Genomic DNA, 17,455 nt, shown 5'->3' with positions numbered 1-17,455 from the left:
CTAACTTCCTGTCATGGTGCCGGCGATTGGATGTCCGCAGGCCAACAATATCTGGGAATCAATGGAAAGCCGTCGCGAAGGTTGCTGCCTGGATGACGTTGCCAAGCAAAGTGCTGCTTCCATTGAGCATCGTCCTCGCCTGCACGGCCTGCTGATTCTGGAGATAGCTGATCATTTGATCGTCGGCCTGAACCTGCTTGTCCCAGAGCTGCATTTCGGTGTTCATGGCGAGATTGTTGGCGGCGATGTTTGCCTTGACCCCGTCCATGGCGCCCTGACTGGTGCCCACTTGGCCGAGCTGCCCCGAGATGGACTGCATCTTCGACGAATAGTCATGGATCCGAGTGAGCATCTTCACAGTGAGGTTGTACTTATCCATCTGGCGAAACTGGATCTGGAAGCAGATCTTCTGCTGGTTCTCGAGAATCGATTTGTTTGCATCTGGCGTGAAGATCTGGAGCAGGCCGGTCACTGTGCCGCTCAGGCTGTTCCCGGTTGCGCTCGGGCAGGCGTCGGCAGCCAGTTTCTGCATGTCGCTCTGGGAGATTTCCTGATATGAGTTCTGCATCGTAGGCAGGCTAAAATTCATTTGCGTCAGGCTGACGAGCTGCTGCCGATAGTGTTCCAGCACGGCCTGGTACTGAGCGATTTCCTTGCCGTACTGGGCGATTGTTTCTGCAAAGTTCGTGGCGTCCTGTGTGATTTGCGTGGGATCGATAACGACCCATTGAGCTCGCGTGCTCGGACTCAAAAGACACACCGCGATCGCGGTCACCAGCGACCATGCGGTTTTGCGCGCGAGCTTGCCGTGATCGTACTTGTCGGATGCCTGGATCATGGTGTGTCTCCCTCGAATAAGTGCGGGGTTAGGCGCCGGCCTGCTGGGTGGAAGATCTAATGCGTAGCGCGGGCGTGGTCTTGGCTTTTCCGCTGCCCTTGCGATTTTCGTAGAACGCGGCCAGCCAATGTTCTGGCCGAAGATCTTCAGGGCTGCGGCCTTCGGCCTCGGCGCGTGCTTGAAGCACCTCATGCATGATCTCGATGTTGTCGGTCGAGGCGGAGATGACCGCGAGGTGGTCGTCCAGCCCGCGCAGGTTGAGCTGGCAAACGGCGCTGGCGTGGCCTTGCTTGACCAGGAAGCAGCGCGAGCGCTCGTCCAGGCTCACGACGACTTGGTATTCGGCGTCGGTGAGCTTGAGGCCGCCGACGTAGTCCTCGCGGCTGGCGTTGGGGTTGGGCAGCAGGATCATGGTGGCGGTCTGCTCGATGAGCGCAGCGGCGATGTCGCTGGCCAGCGCGTCCTCCGGGCTCTGGGTGGCGAAAATGCCCAGACCGTTCTGCTTGCGGATGGTCTTCTGCTTGTTCTTGGCAAACTCCTTGAGGCCACCCTTGCCGTCGAGGATCTTCCAGAACTCGTCCATTACGTAGATCAGCGGCCGTCCGTCGATCAGCGCCTCTAGCCGGTGCAGCAGGTAGTTGATCACCGGCGCACGCACTTCGGGGTTGTCGATGATGTCGGTGTAATCGAAGCCGATGATGTTGGCCTTTTCCAGGTCGATGGTGTCGACCGGGTTGTCGAACACCCACCCCAGCGAGCTGCCGGCCGTCCATTTGCGCATGCGGATGTAGAGCCCGTCGTCGCCCATGTTGGGGAGGCTCTTCTGGAAGTTGGTCATGGTGCGCAGGTGCATGGGCGTGTCGAGGATGTTCTCGACGGCGCGGAAGATGTCCTCTTCCTCGCGCGAGCTGTACACGCTCTTGCCCGCCAGCACCTTGATCAGCTCGGCGAGGAACTGCACGTTCGCCTCATTGCGCTCGCACTGGAAAGGATTGAAGCCGGTCGGCTGGCCGTTCTCCAGTGCAAGGTAGTTGCCGCCGCAGGCGCGCACGAAGATCTCGGCGCCACGGTCCTTGTCGAAGAAGAAGATCGTCGGCGAGGGCTTGAGCTTCTGCACCTGGCTGAGCAGGAAGTTGATCAGCGCGGTTTTGCCCGTGCCGGACTTGCCGATGACCATGGTGTTGGCGATGGCCTTCTCGCCCAGCGAGTTCTCCGCCGGATGGGTGGCGTGGAAGTTGAAGTAGTAGGGCTGGCCGTTGGTGGTCTGCAGAGTGGTGACGCAGTCGCCCCAGGGGTTGTTGCTCTTCTTGCCCGTGGCGAAGTTGTGCAGCGGCGACAGGCCCAGGAAGTTCAGCGAGCTGACGTTGGCCAGTCGCGTGCGGTACTTCCAGTTGCCGGGAAACTGCGCATAGAACGCCGCGGTGACGGCGAGATCCTCCTTTACCGAGACGAAGCCGGCGTTGGAAAGCTCGGCGCGCGTCGTGGCGATCTGCTGTGACAGAGCTTCCTGGCTGGCGGCATAGATGGCGAGGGTGAAGTGATATTCGCCCAGCACGAAGTTGCCCGAGGCGAGCTGGTCCATCGCGTGATCGAGTTCGGCGATCTGGCTGAAGGCCTTGTCGCCGGAGGAGATCATCATGCCCTTGGTGCGGTCCAGCGCCTTCAGCGCATCCTGTCGCCCCATCGGGCTGAAGGAGTGAGTGACGACGTATTCGAAGTCCAGGTACTTCAGTCCGTTGAGGATGCCTGGATAGGTGCCGTCGGTGTATTCCTTGATGTTGAGGATGGCGCCAAAATGGTTCTTGCCATCCGGGGCGGTCAGCACGAAATCGCCGGTCTTGGCGGAGAAGCGCTGCTTGCTGATCGGTAGGTACTCGGGCACCGGCGCCGGCAGTACGGGCACCGGCTCGTCGATGCGGTTGAGCAGGTAGCCATAGAACTCCAGCGCCTCGGAGAACACCACGCCGTTGGCGGCCTCGTACATGCCAAGCCGGTAGGGGGCGTAGTCCTTCAGCACCGCCTCCACGTTGCCAGCCAGTTCGAGGATGGTGTTGACGGCCTCCAGCTGTTCAGCTTCGAGCCGTGCCAGGTCGGCCGACTTTTCGGCGAAGCGCTTGCCGCTCACCACCGGCCGATAGATCAGCGTGAGGTAGAGCTCGTTCTGCATCAGCTTCTGGCTGGACAGCGCCTCGTAGTAGCTGTCCGACAGTGACTGGTTGAAGGTCTGGGAGAATTTGCTGTGATCGCTGAGCCGGCGCCGCCGGCGCACGTCGTGTACCCAGAACGCCACGTTGACGAAGTCCGGCGCACGCAGCGTCTGTAGCATGCGGTTGAAGGTGTTGTGGCGGTGCTCGATCTCCCACTCTTCACGGCCGACGAACGGCAGGCCACCCAGTCGCCAGACCAGCAGGAAATCCCCGCCCGTGGTCTTGAGCACGGTAGGCGATACATGCGTGGACAGCGGCAGGAACTCGCTGATCGGGGCGTCGGGCAGGAAGGCGGGCTTGGGCATGATTTGGATCCGAGGCGACTCCCCGCCTGGCGGCCGGGGAGCCTTGATGGACTCACGGTTTCGATTTGGACGGATCGCGATAGCTGTTGGGCGTGAACACCCACATGCCGTCGTTGTCGCCGAGATTGCGCACGCGAGTGCGGAACTGCAGGCGCAATCCCAGCAGCCGGAAGATCATCTCGTCGCGCCGCGCCATCTGGCGCATCACGAAGATCACCACCGGCAGCAGCAGCAGGTAGAAGAAGTTGGTGTACACGGCCAGGAGAAAGCACCCACCCGCGCCCATGAAGAACGGCACGTAGGGGACGCCCATGAACATGGGCGGACGGGTGCAGCCTCTGAACAGCGCGTTTTTATGCATAGTGATTCAGCAGGTGCGTGATCACTTGCGCGGTGCACGCGGTGGCACCGGATGCCGACGTGCTGCCAGCCAGGAACATCTTGGCAATCTGGCCGGCCGCGCCGATCAGGATCGCGCCGATCATCACGGGGGCAACGTCGCTGATGCGCTTGTGGGCAAAGGCGATCTGGTAGCCGGAGAAAATCACCGCGATCGTCACCACCACGATTGACACGGCGTTGAGGATCTTGTTGATGTTGCTGGCGAACTTGCAGGTGGTGTCGATCGTGTCGGTGGCGTCCTGAGCGAAGGCCGTGCCGGGCAACACGAACACGAGCAGGGCCGCGAGGCACATGAAAAGGAACAGCCGCGTGCGCTGCGAGTGGAGGATGCTGTGGTTGCTGGACGAGGTCGGTGCCATGGTGAAGTTCCCTATCAGGTGTTGAAGATGGCGGCGGCTATCGGGCGATGGCCACTTGGGTTCGCGACTGCGATGGATACAGTCGATTCGTTGCGATGTGTCCGGAGCGAGGCCCGGACGGTGAGGTGGCCAGATGGCCAAAGACAGCGGCTGCTCGCACAGCCACGAGAGGGCACAGAACGGCGCGGACGCCGGCCCGGATCAAAAGACGAATGCGGCATCGCGCTGCTCCTGACGCAGGTCGGCCCGATCGGTTGCCACAGGCGCTGCCGCAAGAGCAGGAGACGCGCCCTGCGCAGGTGCTGCAACCGGATCGTTGGGGCCGTGTACCACCGGCCTGAATATTCCTGGCGCGGAACTCGACGGGGGCAGGGTGCCCGATGCCACATTCGACGCTTCCGCTGCGGGCTCTGGCGCGATGGCAGCGTGCACGTTGACCGTATTGGCAACAGCTGACACCGCCGCATTCGCCGCCGCGTCGAGCGCCACGCTGCGGATCGCGATGCGGTAGCCCGGCGTCCCCGCGGTGTGCCGCAGCCGGGCGACGGCGTCTTGCCGTACGGTGTTTGCCGGCCTCAAAGGAATCGGTGCCGCCGCGAGGGATGTGCCGGCCGATGCATCCTCCTGCATCGACGCGTAGACCTTCCGCACGTAGCCGTCGCGATAGCCGGTGACGAAGTTGCCCGAGTAGTAGCAGCTGAAGGCCTTGCCCCAGTCGTTGCCGGAGCGGTCGTAGCACTCGGCGAGGATCTGTGCGCCAGCGGCCACGTTGGCACAGGCATCAAAGGCCTTCGCATAGCTATTCAGCCCGTAGCGCCCAAGGTTGCGTCGATTCACCTGGGCCACTCCAAGCGAATAGTCGTAGCCCTTCGCATCGAGCATCTGCACGGTCGCCAGCGCCTCGTCGAGCGAAGTGGGCTGGCGCACCAGCTGGCCCCCGACCACGCCGATTGCAAACGGGTTGGACCCGGATTCCACCTGCACGACGTGGTGCATCACTTCGGCCGGTACGGCGAGGTTGGGGCACATCGTCATGTCCATGGCGGTAAACATCGGAATCATTCCTTGCTGCAGCGAACGGGTGGTTGCGAACTCTCAGTGCTCGGGGAACGTGCGTCCCGGATCGAAGTCGATCCCCGTGATGCAACGCCTTCCGGCGTGCGCCTTGATGTGCACGACGATGTCGATCGTCATGCGCAGAAGGCGCTTGATCGTGGCGAACTCGAGGCCGGCGCCTTCGGTGGAGGCTTTCACCATCAGCGCCAGCTGGTCCCAGGTCTGCTCGGTGCTGCCGGCGTGGCAGCTGGTGATCGAGCCGGGGTGGCCGGAGGCGCAGTTGCGGATGAAATAGAACGACTCGTCACCGCGCAGCTCGGCCAGGATGATGCGGTCGGGCTTCATGCGCAGACAGGCTTCCATGCAGCTCTTGGCCGTCACATTGCTCGCGCTCTGGCCGCCCTTGGAGTACAGCAGGTGCACCACGTTGGGCTGTTCGATGAAGAGCTCGCGGGCATCCTCGATGGTCACCAGTCGCTCGTCGGCCGGGATGTGGTTGACCAGCGACTTCATGAAGGTGGTCTTGCCGCTGCCGGTGGCGCCGGACACCACGATGTTCTTCTTGTTGAGCACCGCCTGGCGGAAGAAGTCGGCGTATTGGCGTGCGGCGCGCAGCTCTAGCAGCTCGCTGTCGTGCTCGCCGAGGCCGTGGTTCACTTCCACGATCTCGTCGAAGAAGCCGTCGCGCTGGTACTGCTCCAGCGTCTTGAGCTGCTTGGACGGCAGGCGGATCGTGATGGACACGCTGCCCGCTTCGCAGGCCGGCGGGATCACGAACTGGGCGCGCTGGCCGGTGGGAAAGGTGAGCGACACCACCGGGTCGACGTCGGTGATGCGCTGGCCGGTGTTGCTCTCGTTGATCACCGCCGTGCAGAACTGCCGTGCGCGTTCGAACGTCAGCGAGGGCACCTCGACGCGCTGCCAGCCGCCGCGACTCTCAAGGTAGATCTCGCCGGGGCGGTTGATGCAGATCTCGGTAACGTCGGGCGAGGCCATGAACTCCCGCACCCCCAGCACCTGGTACTGGTAGTCGAGGAAGTCGTTGGAGATCTCGGCTGCGATATCGTCCATGGCCTTGCCCGTCAGAACCGCGCGACCACGCCGCTGAAGTCCACGTCCTTGGCGACGTAGACGTAGATCACCGTGCCCTGGTTGATGGTCACCGTCGGCGGGCGGTTGGCGGCTTCACGCACGGCCTGGTTGGCCAGATCCTGCACGGTGCGCGCGGTGTTGCTCTCGAACGGCTCCTGCGTGACGTAGCCGTTGCTGATGGTGGTGGTGGTCGGACCGTGCTTGGCCGCCTCGTACTTGAAGGCATCGCTGAGCATGCTGATCAGCAGCGCCGCGCCGATCCGCTCGCCCCAGTGCGCGTCGTAGTGGCCGGGCAGGCCGGCGCCACCGAGGTTGTCGATGCCGGGGCTCTTCATGTTCACGTCGATGCCGGTGGGTGTGATGATGCGGTCCCAGATCACCTCGACGCGGCGCTGGTTCTGCTGCTTCTGGTAGCTGCCGAGCACCTTGGAGCCCTTGGGCAGCAGCAGCGTGTGGCCGTTGAACGAATACACCGGCTCGGTCACCAGGCAGGTGCTGTAGCCCGGTACGTCGGAAATGATGCGGGTCTCCAGCACGCAGCGGATGTACGTGCCGCGCTGCATCAGCGTGTCCGGCTTGGTCAGCGGCTGCGCACTGGTAATGTCCGAATCCGCGCTGCCCGGCAGGCCATTGCCCGCAGCGGCCGGCATCGGGACCGACGGCGGCGCCTCGGCACCACCCGCTTCCGCGGCGAGGATGCGACGCTGCACCAGGCTGGGTTCGCGCGGTCCCTGTGCCTGCTCGCGCGGCAGCGGCGGCGTACGCACGGGTGCCGGCATCAGCGGGATGGGTTGTGCCGGGGGCGGTGTCGGGCGCGGCAGTTGCGGCAGCGCCACGGCGGTCGGGGCTTCGGCGACGGTCACCTTCTCTTCGCGCGGCTTGGGCTTGTCGCGTGATGCCGTTGCGCTCTGGATCATCCAGTAGGCGACGAACAACAGCAGCAGCACCACGGTGCCGAGCAACAGCAGGGCACGATGGTTCATGCGGCGCAGTTCGCTCGCCCGTAGCTGCGGCGATCCGGCATCGAGGTCGGGTTCTTCGGCGCGCTGCTGGTACTGGCTGGCGTACGGATTGCCGGCCAGCGCTTCGGCATGTTCGGTCGCTGCAGGAGCACTGCCTGCGCCGTGCGCGTCACCGGGCGTTTGGGGAGTTTGAGCGCTCACTTTTTCGCGTTCCTTCGCAGACCCACGACATAGTCGCCGTGCCGGATCACCAGATAGGCATAGGTGCCGTGGACGATGATGGTGTTGCCTTCCACCGTGGTGTTCACCAGCGAATCCTCGCCGTGCTCACGCTCGCGCATGAACACCGCCGGGAAGTCGCCGGTGGGGAACGCCTTGAGGTCGCTCATGCGGATATAGGTGAAGCGGCCGTCGTCGTAGACGTTCACCGGCACCAGCCACGGCGCCTTCTTGCCGTTGCGGGTGGCGTAGTCGTAGTCGAAGTTGTAACTGCGCCCGGGCACCAGTGCGGCGCTCTGCATGGCGACCTTTTCCTGCGCCTTCTTGGCCTGGGCAAAGCTGGCATCGGCGGGGTACTTGAAGCCGATCTTGTACTGCACGCCGGCGCGGCGGGCCTGGTCGAGCGTCTTCCAGTCGGTAGCCACCACCTTCAGCTCGAAGATGTACGAGTGCGTTTCCGTGCGCACCATCATGTTGGTGTCCACGTCGACGTTCTTCGGCTTGAGGTAGAACACGTTGCCGCGACGGGTGAGCTCCCAGCCCGCGCTGAAGCCGGTGCTGTAGTCGAGGATCTTCTCGTTCGGACTAAGCTCGATCTGCGTGGTGATGCCCAGGCCCGTACGCACCGGATAGATGCGATCGGGCTGGTAGTCGTACTGCTCCAGCGCCTGTGCGCGCGCCATTGGCGGGATACAGGCGGCAGCGAGCAGCGCCGGGGCGATCAGGCGCCAGGACGTCGATCGATTCATGGGCGCTCCGCTCCGCTCACCGTACCGGCCGTTGCCGGAGCTGCGGTCGCTGGGCTGCCTTCCTGGCCAGGCGTGCCCACGGCGGCCGGTTCCGGCAAGGCCGGAGCAACGGCCGTGGTGTCGACGATCTCCTGCGGCGGTGCGGCTGCATAGTCGTTGTCCACGCGATAGCTGGTGACCCAGAACCCGAGCGGGTTCTCGATACGGCTCTGATCGTCCATGTCCAGGTTCGGCTTGTAGGTGAATTCGAGGGTGGCGATCTTGCTGTCCATTGGCTGGGTGGCGCCGGTGGACTTGTTGTAGAGGCTGCGCTGGAAGCGCACGGTCGCTCCCTTCGGCGTGATGCCCGGACCGCCGCCGAGCAGCACGATGCTCAGCAGCCGAATGCGGATCGCGCGGTCCTTGCCGTATTGCTTGTAGAGGCTGTTTTCGTTCTGCGCCGAATACAGGCTGGTGTACTCGGCCTTGACCCCGGCCGCGGCCATGGTCTGCACCGTCTTCCAGTCGCGCAGGTTGAGCATGGCCAGGTCGTAGGACTCGCGCGCGAGCACGAAGTGGGCGACATTGCTGCGATTGATCGCTTCGCTGGTGGTGATTCCGCGCGGGCCGAAATTGCCGGTGAGGTGCGCCACGGTGGCGGTACCCGTATAGGCGTCGGCCATCACCAGATAAGGCACCTTCTGCTTCAGCGGCAGCATGTAGAAGTAGCCGCCGGCGAGGATCAGCGACATGCCGATTGCCGAGAAGGCCACCCACCAGGCGCGCCGCTCGCTGCGACGGGCGAGGTCGGCGATGCTGAGCTCGAAGTTCACCGACTTGGCGACAGCACGCTCGATCGCGGGCGTGGACGATTTCCCGAGATTCATGGCTGCACCCCCGCAGCGCGCGGTGTCGTTTGCGCAGCAGTGGGGGCCGCGGCGGCAGCCGGAGCCCGCACGACGATCTCGCGCGGATGGGCGATTACCAACACGCCCTGCGCACCATAGATCTCGTTGAGCCGGGAGGCCGCATCTTCCAGGTTCGTGGTGTGGATGTCGGCCACCGGCTTGTACAGCGTCACGTCGAAACCGAGCTCGTAGGTGAGCGTGCGCCCGGTGTCCTTCGCCCAACGGTCCAGCATGGATTTCAGCGTCTCGTCCATCGGTGCGGCGTAGAAGGTGTAGGGCTGATCCAGTGGGATCTCTACGGGCGCATCCTGGAAGCGGTTGACCGGCTTCCAGCTGCCGCGGAAATCCTTCGCCGGCGGCGTGCCGCAGGCAGTCATCGCCAGTGATGCAAGCAGCACCGGTCCGACGAGCATTCGTTTGAATAGCACTGAGTTCACGTCAACCCCGGATGGAAGAAAAGAAGCGCGCCGCGTCGACGCAGCGCACGCTGACGATGGTTCGCGAGAGGGGGGCGAGCCGATGCGCTCTGCTGCTGAAGCTTTCACGTGCGTCCTGCCTGTGTGCCTTGCTGGTGACCCGTGCCTGGTCGCCTGTGTCGAGATCACTTGCCGATGACCCGCCGCGCTTTATGGCGCGCGAACATGTCAGTTGCGCGAAACGGAGCGGCCCGGGAGAACGCCGGGGGAGCTAGGGTTTCGTGGGTGATTGACGATATGCGTGATCATCAGCAGTCCTTGCCGTGGCTCGATCGAGCCTGTTGCCCGACGCCTTCGACGTGGCCATCTCGATGGCTGGCGTAGCCACTCGGTGGCTGGTCGAAGAACGTCCCCCTGTGGGTGACCGTGATCACCCGGACGCGAAGTCTTGCCCAAAGATTGTTCGGCCGCCAGAGGCCATGTCCATTAGGAAATTTTCCTAACGGCGCCGCTCGATGGTAGTCCCGGACGTGCCGTTGGCGCCTTCGCCACACGCGTTTCAGTCGACCCGAAGCGGGTCTGCATTACGCGAGGAAAACCGTGCGCAAGCCGCGTGGAATATGGGTTTGCCGCACTGGAGCCTTTTGACTTCACGGAAGTTTTCAGTCGCGGAATGTCCGCGGATCCAATCGGCGCCCGCGTCGTGCGTGAACAAAATGCCGCATGAGAATCGCGCCGAAATTCATCAGCCGATTCTGCGATCGCGATCACGCACTGATTGGGCCCTCGATCACTTCGACGACGTGTCACATGGAAGCAATCGCTGAAACATTGTCGGCGTCGGACTACACGGAGAGGGGCGGAATGGTCAGCTTCGGCAGCAGGCGCGAGGTGAAGTGCTTGTCCTGGTAGTAGCGAATCTTGTGGCACATCACCGGATGTGGGATGCCCTCGTAGAAGAACACCTCCTTGTCCGCACCCATTGCTTTGAGCTCCTGCGGCAGCATCAGTGCACGCCGTTCCTCCGACTGGCTGCGCGAGACATCACCGCGGCTCTTGCCGCGCGTGATGTTCTGCTTGCGCACCGTGGTGTAGCCAAGCATGTCGGAGTAGTCGTTGGCATCCTGCTGCTCGCGCGGCGCGTAGACGATCTGCAGCGCGTGGTTGGTGATCATGGTGCGCGAGACGTCCTTGCCGTACGTGGCGTCCAGCTGGGCCATGCTCTGGATGATCGGCAGCAGGCGCACGTTGTAGCCGGCCATGTACGACACCGCCGAGGCGATGATCTCCACTCGTCCGATCGAGGTGAACTCGTCCATCAGCAGCAGGCACTGATACTTCAGCGCCGGGTTGTTCTGGGGCAGTTCGCGCGTGTTGAGGTTGATCAACTGGCTGAAGAACAGGTTCACGATCAGCCGGCTCTCGGCCAGCTTGTTCGGCTGGATGCCGATGTAGATGGTCATCTTCTTCTTGCGCACGTCGGTGAGCAGGAAGTCGTCCGCGCTGGTGGCCGCGTCCAGCACCGGATTGATCCACGCGTTGAGCGGCTCCTTGAAGGTGCCCAGGATCGAGGCGAACGTCTCGGCCGCCTGCGAGAGCAGGTTGGCGAAGGCGGACCTGGCGTTGGTGCTCAGGAACGGCTGCTGCGACAGCAGCTGATAGAACGCCTTGAGCTCGGTGCCGTCACCGGAGGAAAGCCGGTACACCTCGCCCAGCGTGGGCCGTGTGCGCAAAGAGATCGGCACGCCGCGCTTGGCCGCGTCATCCCAGGCTTCGAACAGGAACAGCGTGAAGGCCATGAACGCATTGCGTGCCTGGCTGACCCAGAACTTCTGCTCGTCCGCGCCGTCCGGGTACAGCATGGCGGCGATGCTCATCAGGTCCGACACGCGGAACGCCGGATCGCTCGATACGTAGCTCAGCGGATTCCAGCGATGCGTGCGGCGATCCTCGGCGAACGGATTGAACAGGAACACCTCATGCCCCTGGCTGGCGCGCCAGCCGCTGGTGAGGTCGAAGTTCTCCTGCTTGATGTCCAGCACCACCATCGACTCGGCGTATTCGAGCAGGTTGGGAATCACCACGCCCACGCCCTTGCCCGAGCGGGTGGGCGCGGCCAGTATCGCGAACTGCTGGCCGCTCAGCCGCACCAGCCGGCCGCGGAACTTGCCCACCAGGATGCCGTTGCCGGACGGCTTGAACAGGCCGTGCTTGCTGAGGTCACTCGCGCGGGCGAAGCGTGCATCGCCGTGGAGCGCGGCGGCCTTCCTGCGGTAGAGGAAATAGACGATCAGCAGCCACAGCAGCAGCGGGATGCCGAAACCGAGGTAGCCGGCCGCGCTGATGCGGCCGGCGTATGCGTGCACCTGCGGGTCGTGCAGCGCGCGCACGTATTGGAGATAGGTGTTCCAGCGCAGCGCTGAGGTATCGAGCCGGAGGAAGCTCAGCGTGAGCCAGCCTGCGCCGTAGTTGCCGCCTGCGACCGCCGCCATACCCAGCGCCGCGGCGGCGATTGCCTTTGCCTTGTTCATGCCATGCCATCCGTGGTGTGGTGGCTGGCGATGTTACGGCAGACGTGCGCGCTTTCCGATACGAAACTTGGAAGGATGCGGCCAGGATCGGAACGCCGTCACAGCGAGTGGCATTGCCAAGACTTCCGTCGAGTCAGGCTGCTGCCGTCTGGCGACGTTCCAGCTCGCGCACGGCCTCTTTCGCCATCGGTTCAAGCCCTTCGCCGCCCGCGTGCAGGTGCTCGATGATCTGCTTGCGCATCACCGGGTCCCAGAACTTGCGCAGGTGGTCGGCGACGCTGTTCACGCCGGCCGCGTGGTCGGGCTCGGCCGCGAAATAGTTGGCGATGTCGTTGACCATCTGGGAGAGGTGTTCGATGTTCATGGCGGGCCGTTTCGTGATGCGGGTTGAGCGGGGCGCGTGTCGAAGCGAGCCTCGCGAGCGTGAGCCCGCGGGGTTCGGTGCCTTCAGCGCGTGACGGGCTCGGCGGCCTTGAGCAGGCCCTGCTGCTGCTGGTCGAAGCTCTGGAAGCGCTTCTGCCAGGCCGAGGGCTGGCTCACCTTGAGCACCTGCACCGCGGTGACCTTGTACTCGGGGCAGTTGGTGGCCCAGTCGGAGTTGTCGGTGGTGATCACGTTGGCGCCGGAGCCGGGGAAGTGGAACGTGGTGTAGACCACGCCCGGCTGCATGCGCTCGGCCACCTTGGCGCGCAGCACGGTCTCGCCGCTGCGGCTGGAAATGCCCACCCAGTCGCCGTCGTTGATGCCGCGTTCTTCCGCGTCGTGCGGATGGATCTCCAGCCGGTCCTCCTCGTGCCACATGGAGTTTTCGGTGCGGCGGGTCTGCGCGCCCACGTTGTACTGGCTGAGGATGCGACCGGTGGTGAGGATCAGCGGATGCTCCGCGTTGACCTTCTCGCGGGTGGGCACGTACTCGGTGAGCATGAAGCGGCCCTTGCCGCGCACGAACTCGTCCACGTGCATCACCGGGGTGCCTTCCGGGTGCTCATCGTTGCACGGCCACTGGATCGAGCCGAGCTGGTCGATCTTGTCGAAGCTGACGCCGTGGAAGGTGGGCGTGAGCGCGGCGATCTCGTCCATGATCTCGGACGGGTGCGCGTAGTTCATCGGATAGCCCATCGCCTGGGCCAGCTTCTGGGTGATCTCCCAGTCGGCCAGGCCGGACTGCGGCTTCATCACCTTGCGCACGCGCGAGATGCGGCGCTCGGCGTTGGTGAAGGTGCCGTCCTTCTCCAGGAACGAGCTGCCTGGCAGGAACACGTGCGCGTACTTGGCCGTCTCGTTGAGGAACAGGTCCTGCACCACCACGCACTCCATCGCGCTGAGCGCGGCGGTGACGTGCTGGGTATCCGGGTCGGACTGGGCGATGTCCTCGCCCTCGACGTACAGGCCGAGGAAGGTGCCGTCCAGCGCGGACTCGAACATGTTGGGGATGCGCAGGCCCGGCTCGTCCAGCAGCGGCACGCCCCACGCTTTCTCGAACAGCTCGCGGGTGGCGACGTCGCTGACGTGGCGGTAGCCCGGGAACTCGTGTGGGAACGAGCCCATGTCGCACGAACCCTGCACGTTGTTCTGGCCGCGCAGCGGGTTCACGCCCACGCCCTCGCGGCCGATGTTGCCGGTGGCCATGGCGAGGTTGGCAATGCCCATCACTGCGGTGGAACCCTGCGCGTGCTCGGTGACACCCAGGCCGTAGTAGATCGCACCGTTGCCGCCGGTGGCGTACAGCCGGGCGGCATCACGCACCATCTCGGCAGGCACGCCGGTGGTCGCTTCCATCGCCTCGGGGCTGTACTTGTCCTGCGCGACGAAGGTTTTCCAGCGCTCGAACGCTTCCGGCTCGCAGCGCGCGGCGACGAAGTCGTCCTTCACCAGCCCCTCGGTGACGATCACGTGGGCCAGCGTGTTGAGCACGGCCACGTTGGTGCCGGGCTTGAGCTTGAGGTGGTAGTCGGCCTGGATGTGCGGCGAGCGCACCAGGTCGATGCGGCGCGGGTCGACCACGATCAGTTTGGCGCCCTGGCGCAGGCGCTGCTTCATCTGCGAACCGAACACCGGATGCGCGTCGGTGGGGTTGGCGCCGATCACCAGCACCACGTCGGTGGAGCGGATCGAGTCGAAATCCTGCGTGCCGGCCGATTCGCCCAGCGTGGCCTTGAGGCCGTAGCCGGTGGGCGAGTGGCAGACGCGGGCACAGGTGTCGACGTTGTTGTTGCCGAAGCCGGCGCGCACCAGCTTCTGCACGAGGTAGGTTTCTTCGTTGGTGCAGCGCGAAGAGGTGATGCCGCCCACCGCGTGCTTGCCGTGCTTTTCCTGGATGCGCTTGAACTCGCTGGCGGTGTAGGCAAAGGCCTCGTCCCAGCTCACCACCTGCCACGGGTCGGAGATCTTCTTGCGGATCATCGGCGTGGTGATGCGGTCCGGATGGCTGGCGTAGCCGATCGCGAAGCGGCCCTTGACGCAGGAGTGGCCGTGGTTCGCCTGGCCGTCCACGTTGGGCACCATGCGCACGATCTCCTCGCCCTTCATCTCGGCGCGGAAGCTGCAGCCCACGCCGCAATAGGCGCAGGTGGTGGTGACGCTGTGCTCGGCCTGGCCGCGCTCGATCAGCGTGGTTTCGCTCAGCGTGGCGGTGGGGCAGGCCTGCACGCAGGCGCCGCACGAAACGCACTCGGAGCCGAGGAAATCCTCGTTCTGGCTGGGCGACACCTTGGAGTCGAAGCCGCGGCCCTGGATGGTCAGCGCGAACGTGCCCTGCACCTCGTCGCAGGCGCGCACGCAGCGCGAGCAGACGATGCACTTGGACGGGTCGAAGGTGAAGTACGGGGTGGAGGTGTCCTTGGCCACGAACAGCGGGTTCGCGCTGCCATCGGACTGCTTGGCGTGGACGTGGTTGGCGCCGTCGTAGCCGTAACGCACCTCGCGCAGGCCGACCACGCCGGCCATGTCCTGCAGCTCGCAGTGACCGTTGGCGGGGCAGGTGAGGCAGTCCAGCGGATGGTCGGAGATGTACAGCTCCATCACGCCGCGGCGGATCTCGGCCAGCTTCGGCGTCTGCGTGGCGACCTTCATGCCTTCGGCCACCGGCGTGGTGCACGACGCCGGATAGCCCCGGCGGCCCTCCACTTCCACCAGGCACAGGCGGCACGAGCCAAAGGCATCGAGCATCTCGGTGGCGCACAGTTTGGGAATGGCGATGCCGGCCAGCGAGGCCGCGCGCATCACCGAGGTGCCTTCCGGCACGGCGATGGTGCGGCCGTCGATCTCCAGCGAGACGGTCTTGGCGGACGTGACCGCCGGCGTGCCGCGATCGATTTCGACGATGGAAAGCATGGTGGAACCTCCGGCGCGCGTGTGCCGTCAGGCGGTGCGCGCGAAATCTTCAGGGTAGTGATCCAGTGCGCTGAGCACCGGGAACGGCGCCATGCCGCCCAGTGCGCACAGCGAGCCGTGCAGCATGGTCTGGCACAGGTCGCGCAGCAGCGCTTCGTCTTTGTCGCGATCCTTGCTGGCCAGCATGCGGTCGATGACCTCCACGCCGCGGGTCGAGCCGATGCGGCACGGCGTGCATTTGCCGCACGACTCGATGGCGCAGAACTCCATCGCGTAGCGCGCCTGCGCCGCCATGTCGACGCTGTCGTCGAAGGCGACCAGGCCGCCGTGGCCGATCATGCCGCCGATCGCCGCGAACGCCTCGTAATCCATCGGCGTGTCGAAGCGCGACGGCGGGATGTAGGCACCGAGCGGGCCGCCGAGTTGCACGGTCTTCATCGGTCGGCCGGTGGCAGTGCCGCCGCCGAAATCCTCGAGCAGTTCCTGCATGGTTACGCCGAAGGCCTTCTCGACCAGCCCGGTGTGCCTGAGGTTGCCGGCCAGCTGGAACGGCAGCGTGCCGCGCGAACGGCCCATGCCGAAGTCGCGGTAATGCGCCGAGCCCTTGTCCAGGATGATCGGCACCGAGGCCAGCGTCACCACGTTGTTGATCACCGTGGGCTTGCCGAACAGACCTTCGATCGCCGGCAGCGGCGGCTTGAAGCGCACCTGGCCGCGCTTGCCTTCCAGCGATTCCAGCAGCGAGGTTTCCTCGCCGCAGATGTAGGCGCCGGCGGCCATGCGCACTTCCAGGTGGAAGGCCTTGCCGCTGCCGCGCACGTTGTCGCCGAGGTAGCCCTCGGCCGCGGCCGCGGCGATCGCCGCGTTCAGCGCGTCGCGTGCGTGCGGGTATTCGCAGCGCAGGTAGATGTAGCCCTGCGTGGCGCCCACCGCGAGGCCGGCGATGGTCATGCCTTCGATCAGCACGAAGGGATCGCCTTCCATCACCATGCGGTCGGCGTAGGTGCCCGAGTCGCCTTCGTCGGCGTTGGCGACGATGTACTTCTGGTCGGCAGGCGCGTCGTGACAGGTCTTCCACTTGATGCCGGCGGGAAAGGCGGCGCCACCGCGGCCGCGCAGGCCGGAGTCGGTGACCGTCTGCACGATCTCGGCCGGCGCAAGCTTCAGCGCGTTGTCCAGGCCGCGGTAGCCGCCGTGCGCGCGGTAGTCATCCAGGCTGCGCGGATCGACGATGCCGACGCGGGCGAAGGTCAACCGCTCCTGCTTCGCCAGATAGGGAATCTTCTCGGTGAGCCCGTGGCCCAGCGCGTGCTGGGCACCGTGCAGGAAATCGGCGTCGAACAGGCTGGCGATGTCATCGGCCAGCACCGGCCCGTAGGCCACGCGCCCGGCGTCGGTGGCCACCTCGACCATCGGCTCCAGCCAGTACAGGCCGCGCGAGCCGTTGCGCACCACGGTGACATCCACGCCGCGGCGTGCGGCCTCGGCGGCGATCGCGGCGGCGGTAGCCTCCGCGCCCAGCGAGAGGGCGCCGGCATCGCGGGGAACGTAGACAGTGAAACTCATGAAGCCTCCCGGGCGGTCTTCAGCCAGGCATCGAAGCGCTCCGGCGTGACGCGTCCGTGCAATTCCTCGTCGACCAACATGGCCGGCGAACAGGCGCAATTGCCCAGACAGTAGACCGGTTCGAGCGTAAACAGCCCGTCATCGGTGGTTTCGTGGAAATCCACGCCCAGCCGCTGCTTGACGTGCTGCTCCAGCGCCGCCGCGCCCATCGCCTGGCAGGACTCGGCGCGGCACAGGTAGACGATCCGCTTGCCCGACGGGCGGGTGCGGAAGAAGTGATAGAAGCTGACCACGCCGTGCACGTCGGCACGCGACAGGTTGAGCTCGCGCGCGATCAGCGGAATGGCGCCTTCAGGCACGTAACCGAGCGCCTCCTGCACACCGTGCAGGATCGGCAGCAGGGCGCCCGGCTGATCCTTCAGCCGGGCCGTGACCTCGAGCACCGCGGCGTGGCTCTCCGGGGAGAGCCACTTGGAGTTTTCCTGCGGGCCGGAGCCCGCCCGTGCCGGGTGATTCATTGCTTCAAACCTTCT

The 17,455-nt window shown here is 64.9% G+C and carries 15 protein-coding genes; all 15 read right to left on the bottom strand.

What is annotated here, in order from left to right; all coding sequences use genetic code 11:
• Window positions 1-58: 58 nt before the first annotated feature.
• The gene (locus ISP17_RS18270) at window positions 59-838 is read right to left on the bottom strand and encodes a DUF4141 domain-containing protein (RefSeq protein ID WP_404635753.1); all 780 of its coding nucleotides are present in this window, start codon (window positions 836-838) and stop codon (window positions 59-61) included.
• Between the two features lie 28 nt (window positions 839-866).
• A complete protein-coding gene (locus ISP17_RS18265; protein ID WP_404635751.1) occupies window positions 867-3,350 on the bottom strand; it encodes a VirB4 family type IV secretion/conjugal transfer ATPase in 2,484 nt (827 codons plus the stop codon).
• Window positions 3,351-3,402: 52 nt separating this feature from the next.
• Window positions 3,403-3,711: a type IV secretion system protein VirB3 gene (locus ISP17_RS18260; RefSeq protein ID WP_404635749.1), complete on the bottom strand. Its 309-nt coding sequence runs from the start codon at window positions 3,709-3,711 to the stop codon at window positions 3,403-3,405.
• Complete coding sequence (locus ISP17_RS18255; RefSeq protein ID WP_404635747.1) at window positions 3,704-4,111, bottom strand: TrbC/VirB2 family protein; 408 nt, start codon at window positions 4,109-4,111, stop codon at window positions 3,704-3,706. The genes ISP17_RS18260 and ISP17_RS18255 overlap by 8 nt, the downstream gene beginning before the upstream one ends.
• Before the next feature lie 201 nt (window positions 4,112-4,312).
• Window positions 4,313-5,164, bottom strand: coding sequence for a lytic transglycosylase domain-containing protein (locus tag ISP17_RS18250; RefSeq protein ID WP_404635745.1), 852 nt, complete (start codon window positions 5,162-5,164; stop codon window positions 4,313-4,315).
• A 42-nt stretch (window positions 5,165-5,206) separates the two neighbouring features.
• Window positions 5,207-6,238, bottom strand: a complete 1,032-nt coding sequence (virB11, locus tag ISP17_RS18245) for a P-type DNA transfer ATPase VirB11 (RefSeq protein ID WP_404635743.1) — start codon at window positions 6,236-6,238, stop codon at window positions 5,207-5,209.
• Between the two features lie 11 nt (window positions 6,239-6,249).
• Window positions 6,250-7,422: a type IV secretion system protein VirB10 gene (virB10, locus tag ISP17_RS18240; RefSeq protein WP_404635741.1), complete on the bottom strand. Its 1,173-nt coding sequence runs from the start codon at window positions 7,420-7,422 to the stop codon at window positions 6,250-6,252.
• Window positions 7,419-8,123, bottom strand: coding sequence for a TrbG/VirB9 family P-type conjugative transfer protein (locus ISP17_RS18235; protein ID WP_404636058.1), 705 nt, complete (start codon window positions 8,121-8,123; stop codon window positions 7,419-7,421). Before ISP17_RS18235 ends, virB10 begins: the two co-directional genes overlap by 4 nt.
• Before the next feature lie 62 nt (window positions 8,124-8,185).
• Entirely contained in the window at window positions 8,186-9,055 is an 870-nt protein-coding gene (locus ISP17_RS18230; RefSeq protein ID WP_404635739.1) for a virB8 family protein, read from the bottom strand.
• Complete coding sequence (locus ISP17_RS18225) at window positions 9,052-9,489, bottom strand: hypothetical protein (protein ID WP_404635737.1); 438 nt, start codon at window positions 9,487-9,489, stop codon at window positions 9,052-9,054. Before ISP17_RS18225 ends, ISP17_RS18230 begins: the two co-directional genes overlap by 4 nt.
• Window positions 9,490-10,337: 848 nt before the next feature.
• A complete protein-coding gene (locus ISP17_RS18220) occupies window positions 10,338-12,023 on the bottom strand; it encodes a type IV secretory system conjugative DNA transfer family protein (protein WP_404635735.1) in 1,686 nt (561 codons plus the stop codon).
• Between the two features lie 133 nt (window positions 12,024-12,156).
• Window positions 12,157-12,387, bottom strand: coding sequence for a formate dehydrogenase subunit delta (locus tag ISP17_RS18215; RefSeq protein WP_404635733.1), 231 nt, complete (start codon window positions 12,385-12,387; stop codon window positions 12,157-12,159).
• Between the two features lie 83 nt (window positions 12,388-12,470).
• Window positions 12,471-15,356 (bottom strand): formate dehydrogenase subunit alpha, encoded by a 2,886-nt coding sequence (fdhF, locus tag ISP17_RS18210; protein ID WP_404635731.1) that lies wholly within the window; start codon window positions 15,354-15,356, stop codon window positions 12,471-12,473.
• A gap of 27 nt (window positions 15,357-15,383) precedes the next feature.
• Window positions 15,384-16,922 (bottom strand): formate dehydrogenase beta subunit, encoded by a 1,539-nt coding sequence (locus ISP17_RS18205; RefSeq protein WP_404635729.1) that lies wholly within the window; start codon window positions 16,920-16,922, stop codon window positions 15,384-15,386.
• Window positions 16,919-17,440, bottom strand: coding sequence for a formate dehydrogenase subunit gamma (locus tag ISP17_RS18200; protein WP_404635727.1), 522 nt, complete (start codon window positions 17,438-17,440; stop codon window positions 16,919-16,921). Before ISP17_RS18200 ends, ISP17_RS18205 begins: the two co-directional genes overlap by 4 nt.
• Window positions 17,441-17,455: the final 15 nt, after the last annotated feature.

The sequence above is a fragment of the Dyella ginsengisoli genome, from assembly GCF_044904665.1.
Lineage (GTDB): Bacteria > Pseudomonadota > Gammaproteobacteria > Xanthomonadales > Rhodanobacteraceae > Dyella_A > Dyella_A ginsengisoli.
Note: the sequence above shows the minus strand (reverse complement) of the source record. Positions and strands in the feature narration are given on the sequence as shown.

Bases quoted from the DNA above. Each gene is read 5' to 3' on its own strand.
- ISP17_RS18270 (WP_404635753.1), bottom strand. From the start codon at position 838: ATGATCCAGGCATCCGACAAGTACGATCACGGCAAGCTCGCGCGCAAA.
- ISP17_RS18265 (WP_404635751.1), bottom strand. From the start codon at position 3,350: ATGCCCAAGCCCGCCTTCCTGCCCGACGCCCCGATCAGCGAGTTCCTG.
- ISP17_RS18260 (WP_404635749.1), bottom strand. From the start codon at position 3,711: ATGCATAAAAACGCGCTGTTCAGAGGCTGCACCCGTCCGCCCATGTTC.
- ISP17_RS18255 (WP_404635747.1), bottom strand. From the start codon at position 4,111: ATGGCACCGACCTCGTCCAGCAACCACAGCATCCTCCACTCGCAGCGC.
- ISP17_RS18250 (WP_404635745.1), bottom strand. From the start codon at position 5,164: ATGTTTACCGCCATGGACATGACGATGTGCCCCAACCTCGCCGTACCG.
- virB11 (WP_404635743.1), bottom strand. From the start codon at position 6,238: ATGGACGATATCGCAGCCGAGATCTCCAACGACTTCCTCGACTACCAG.
- ISP17_RS18235 (WP_404636058.1), bottom strand. From the start codon at position 8,123: ATGGCGCGCGCACAGGCGCTGGAGCAGTACGACTACCAGCCCGATCGC.
- ISP17_RS18230 (WP_404635739.1), bottom strand. From the start codon at position 9,055: ATGAATCTCGGGAAATCGTCCACGCCCGCGATCGAGCGTGCTGTCGCC.
- ISP17_RS18225 (WP_404635737.1), bottom strand. From the start codon at position 9,489: ATGCTCGTCGGACCGGTGCTGCTTGCATCACTGGCGATGACTGCCTGC.
- ISP17_RS18220 (WP_404635735.1), bottom strand. From the start codon at position 12,023: ATGAACAAGGCAAAGGCAATCGCCGCCGCGGCGCTGGGTATGGCGGCG.
- ISP17_RS18215 (WP_404635733.1), bottom strand. From the start codon at position 12,387: ATGAACATCGAACACCTCTCCCAGATGGTCAACGACATCGCCAACTAT.
- fdhF (WP_404635731.1), bottom strand. From the start codon at position 15,356: ATGCTTTCCATCGTCGAAATCGATCGCGGCACGCCGGCGGTCACGTCC.
- ISP17_RS18205 (WP_404635729.1), bottom strand. From the start codon at position 16,922: ATGAGTTTCACTGTCTACGTTCCCCGCGATGCCGGCGCCCTCTCGCTG.
- ISP17_RS18200 (WP_404635727.1), bottom strand. From the start codon at position 17,440: ATGAATCACCCGGCACGGGCGGGCTCCGGCCCGCAGGAAAACTCCAAG.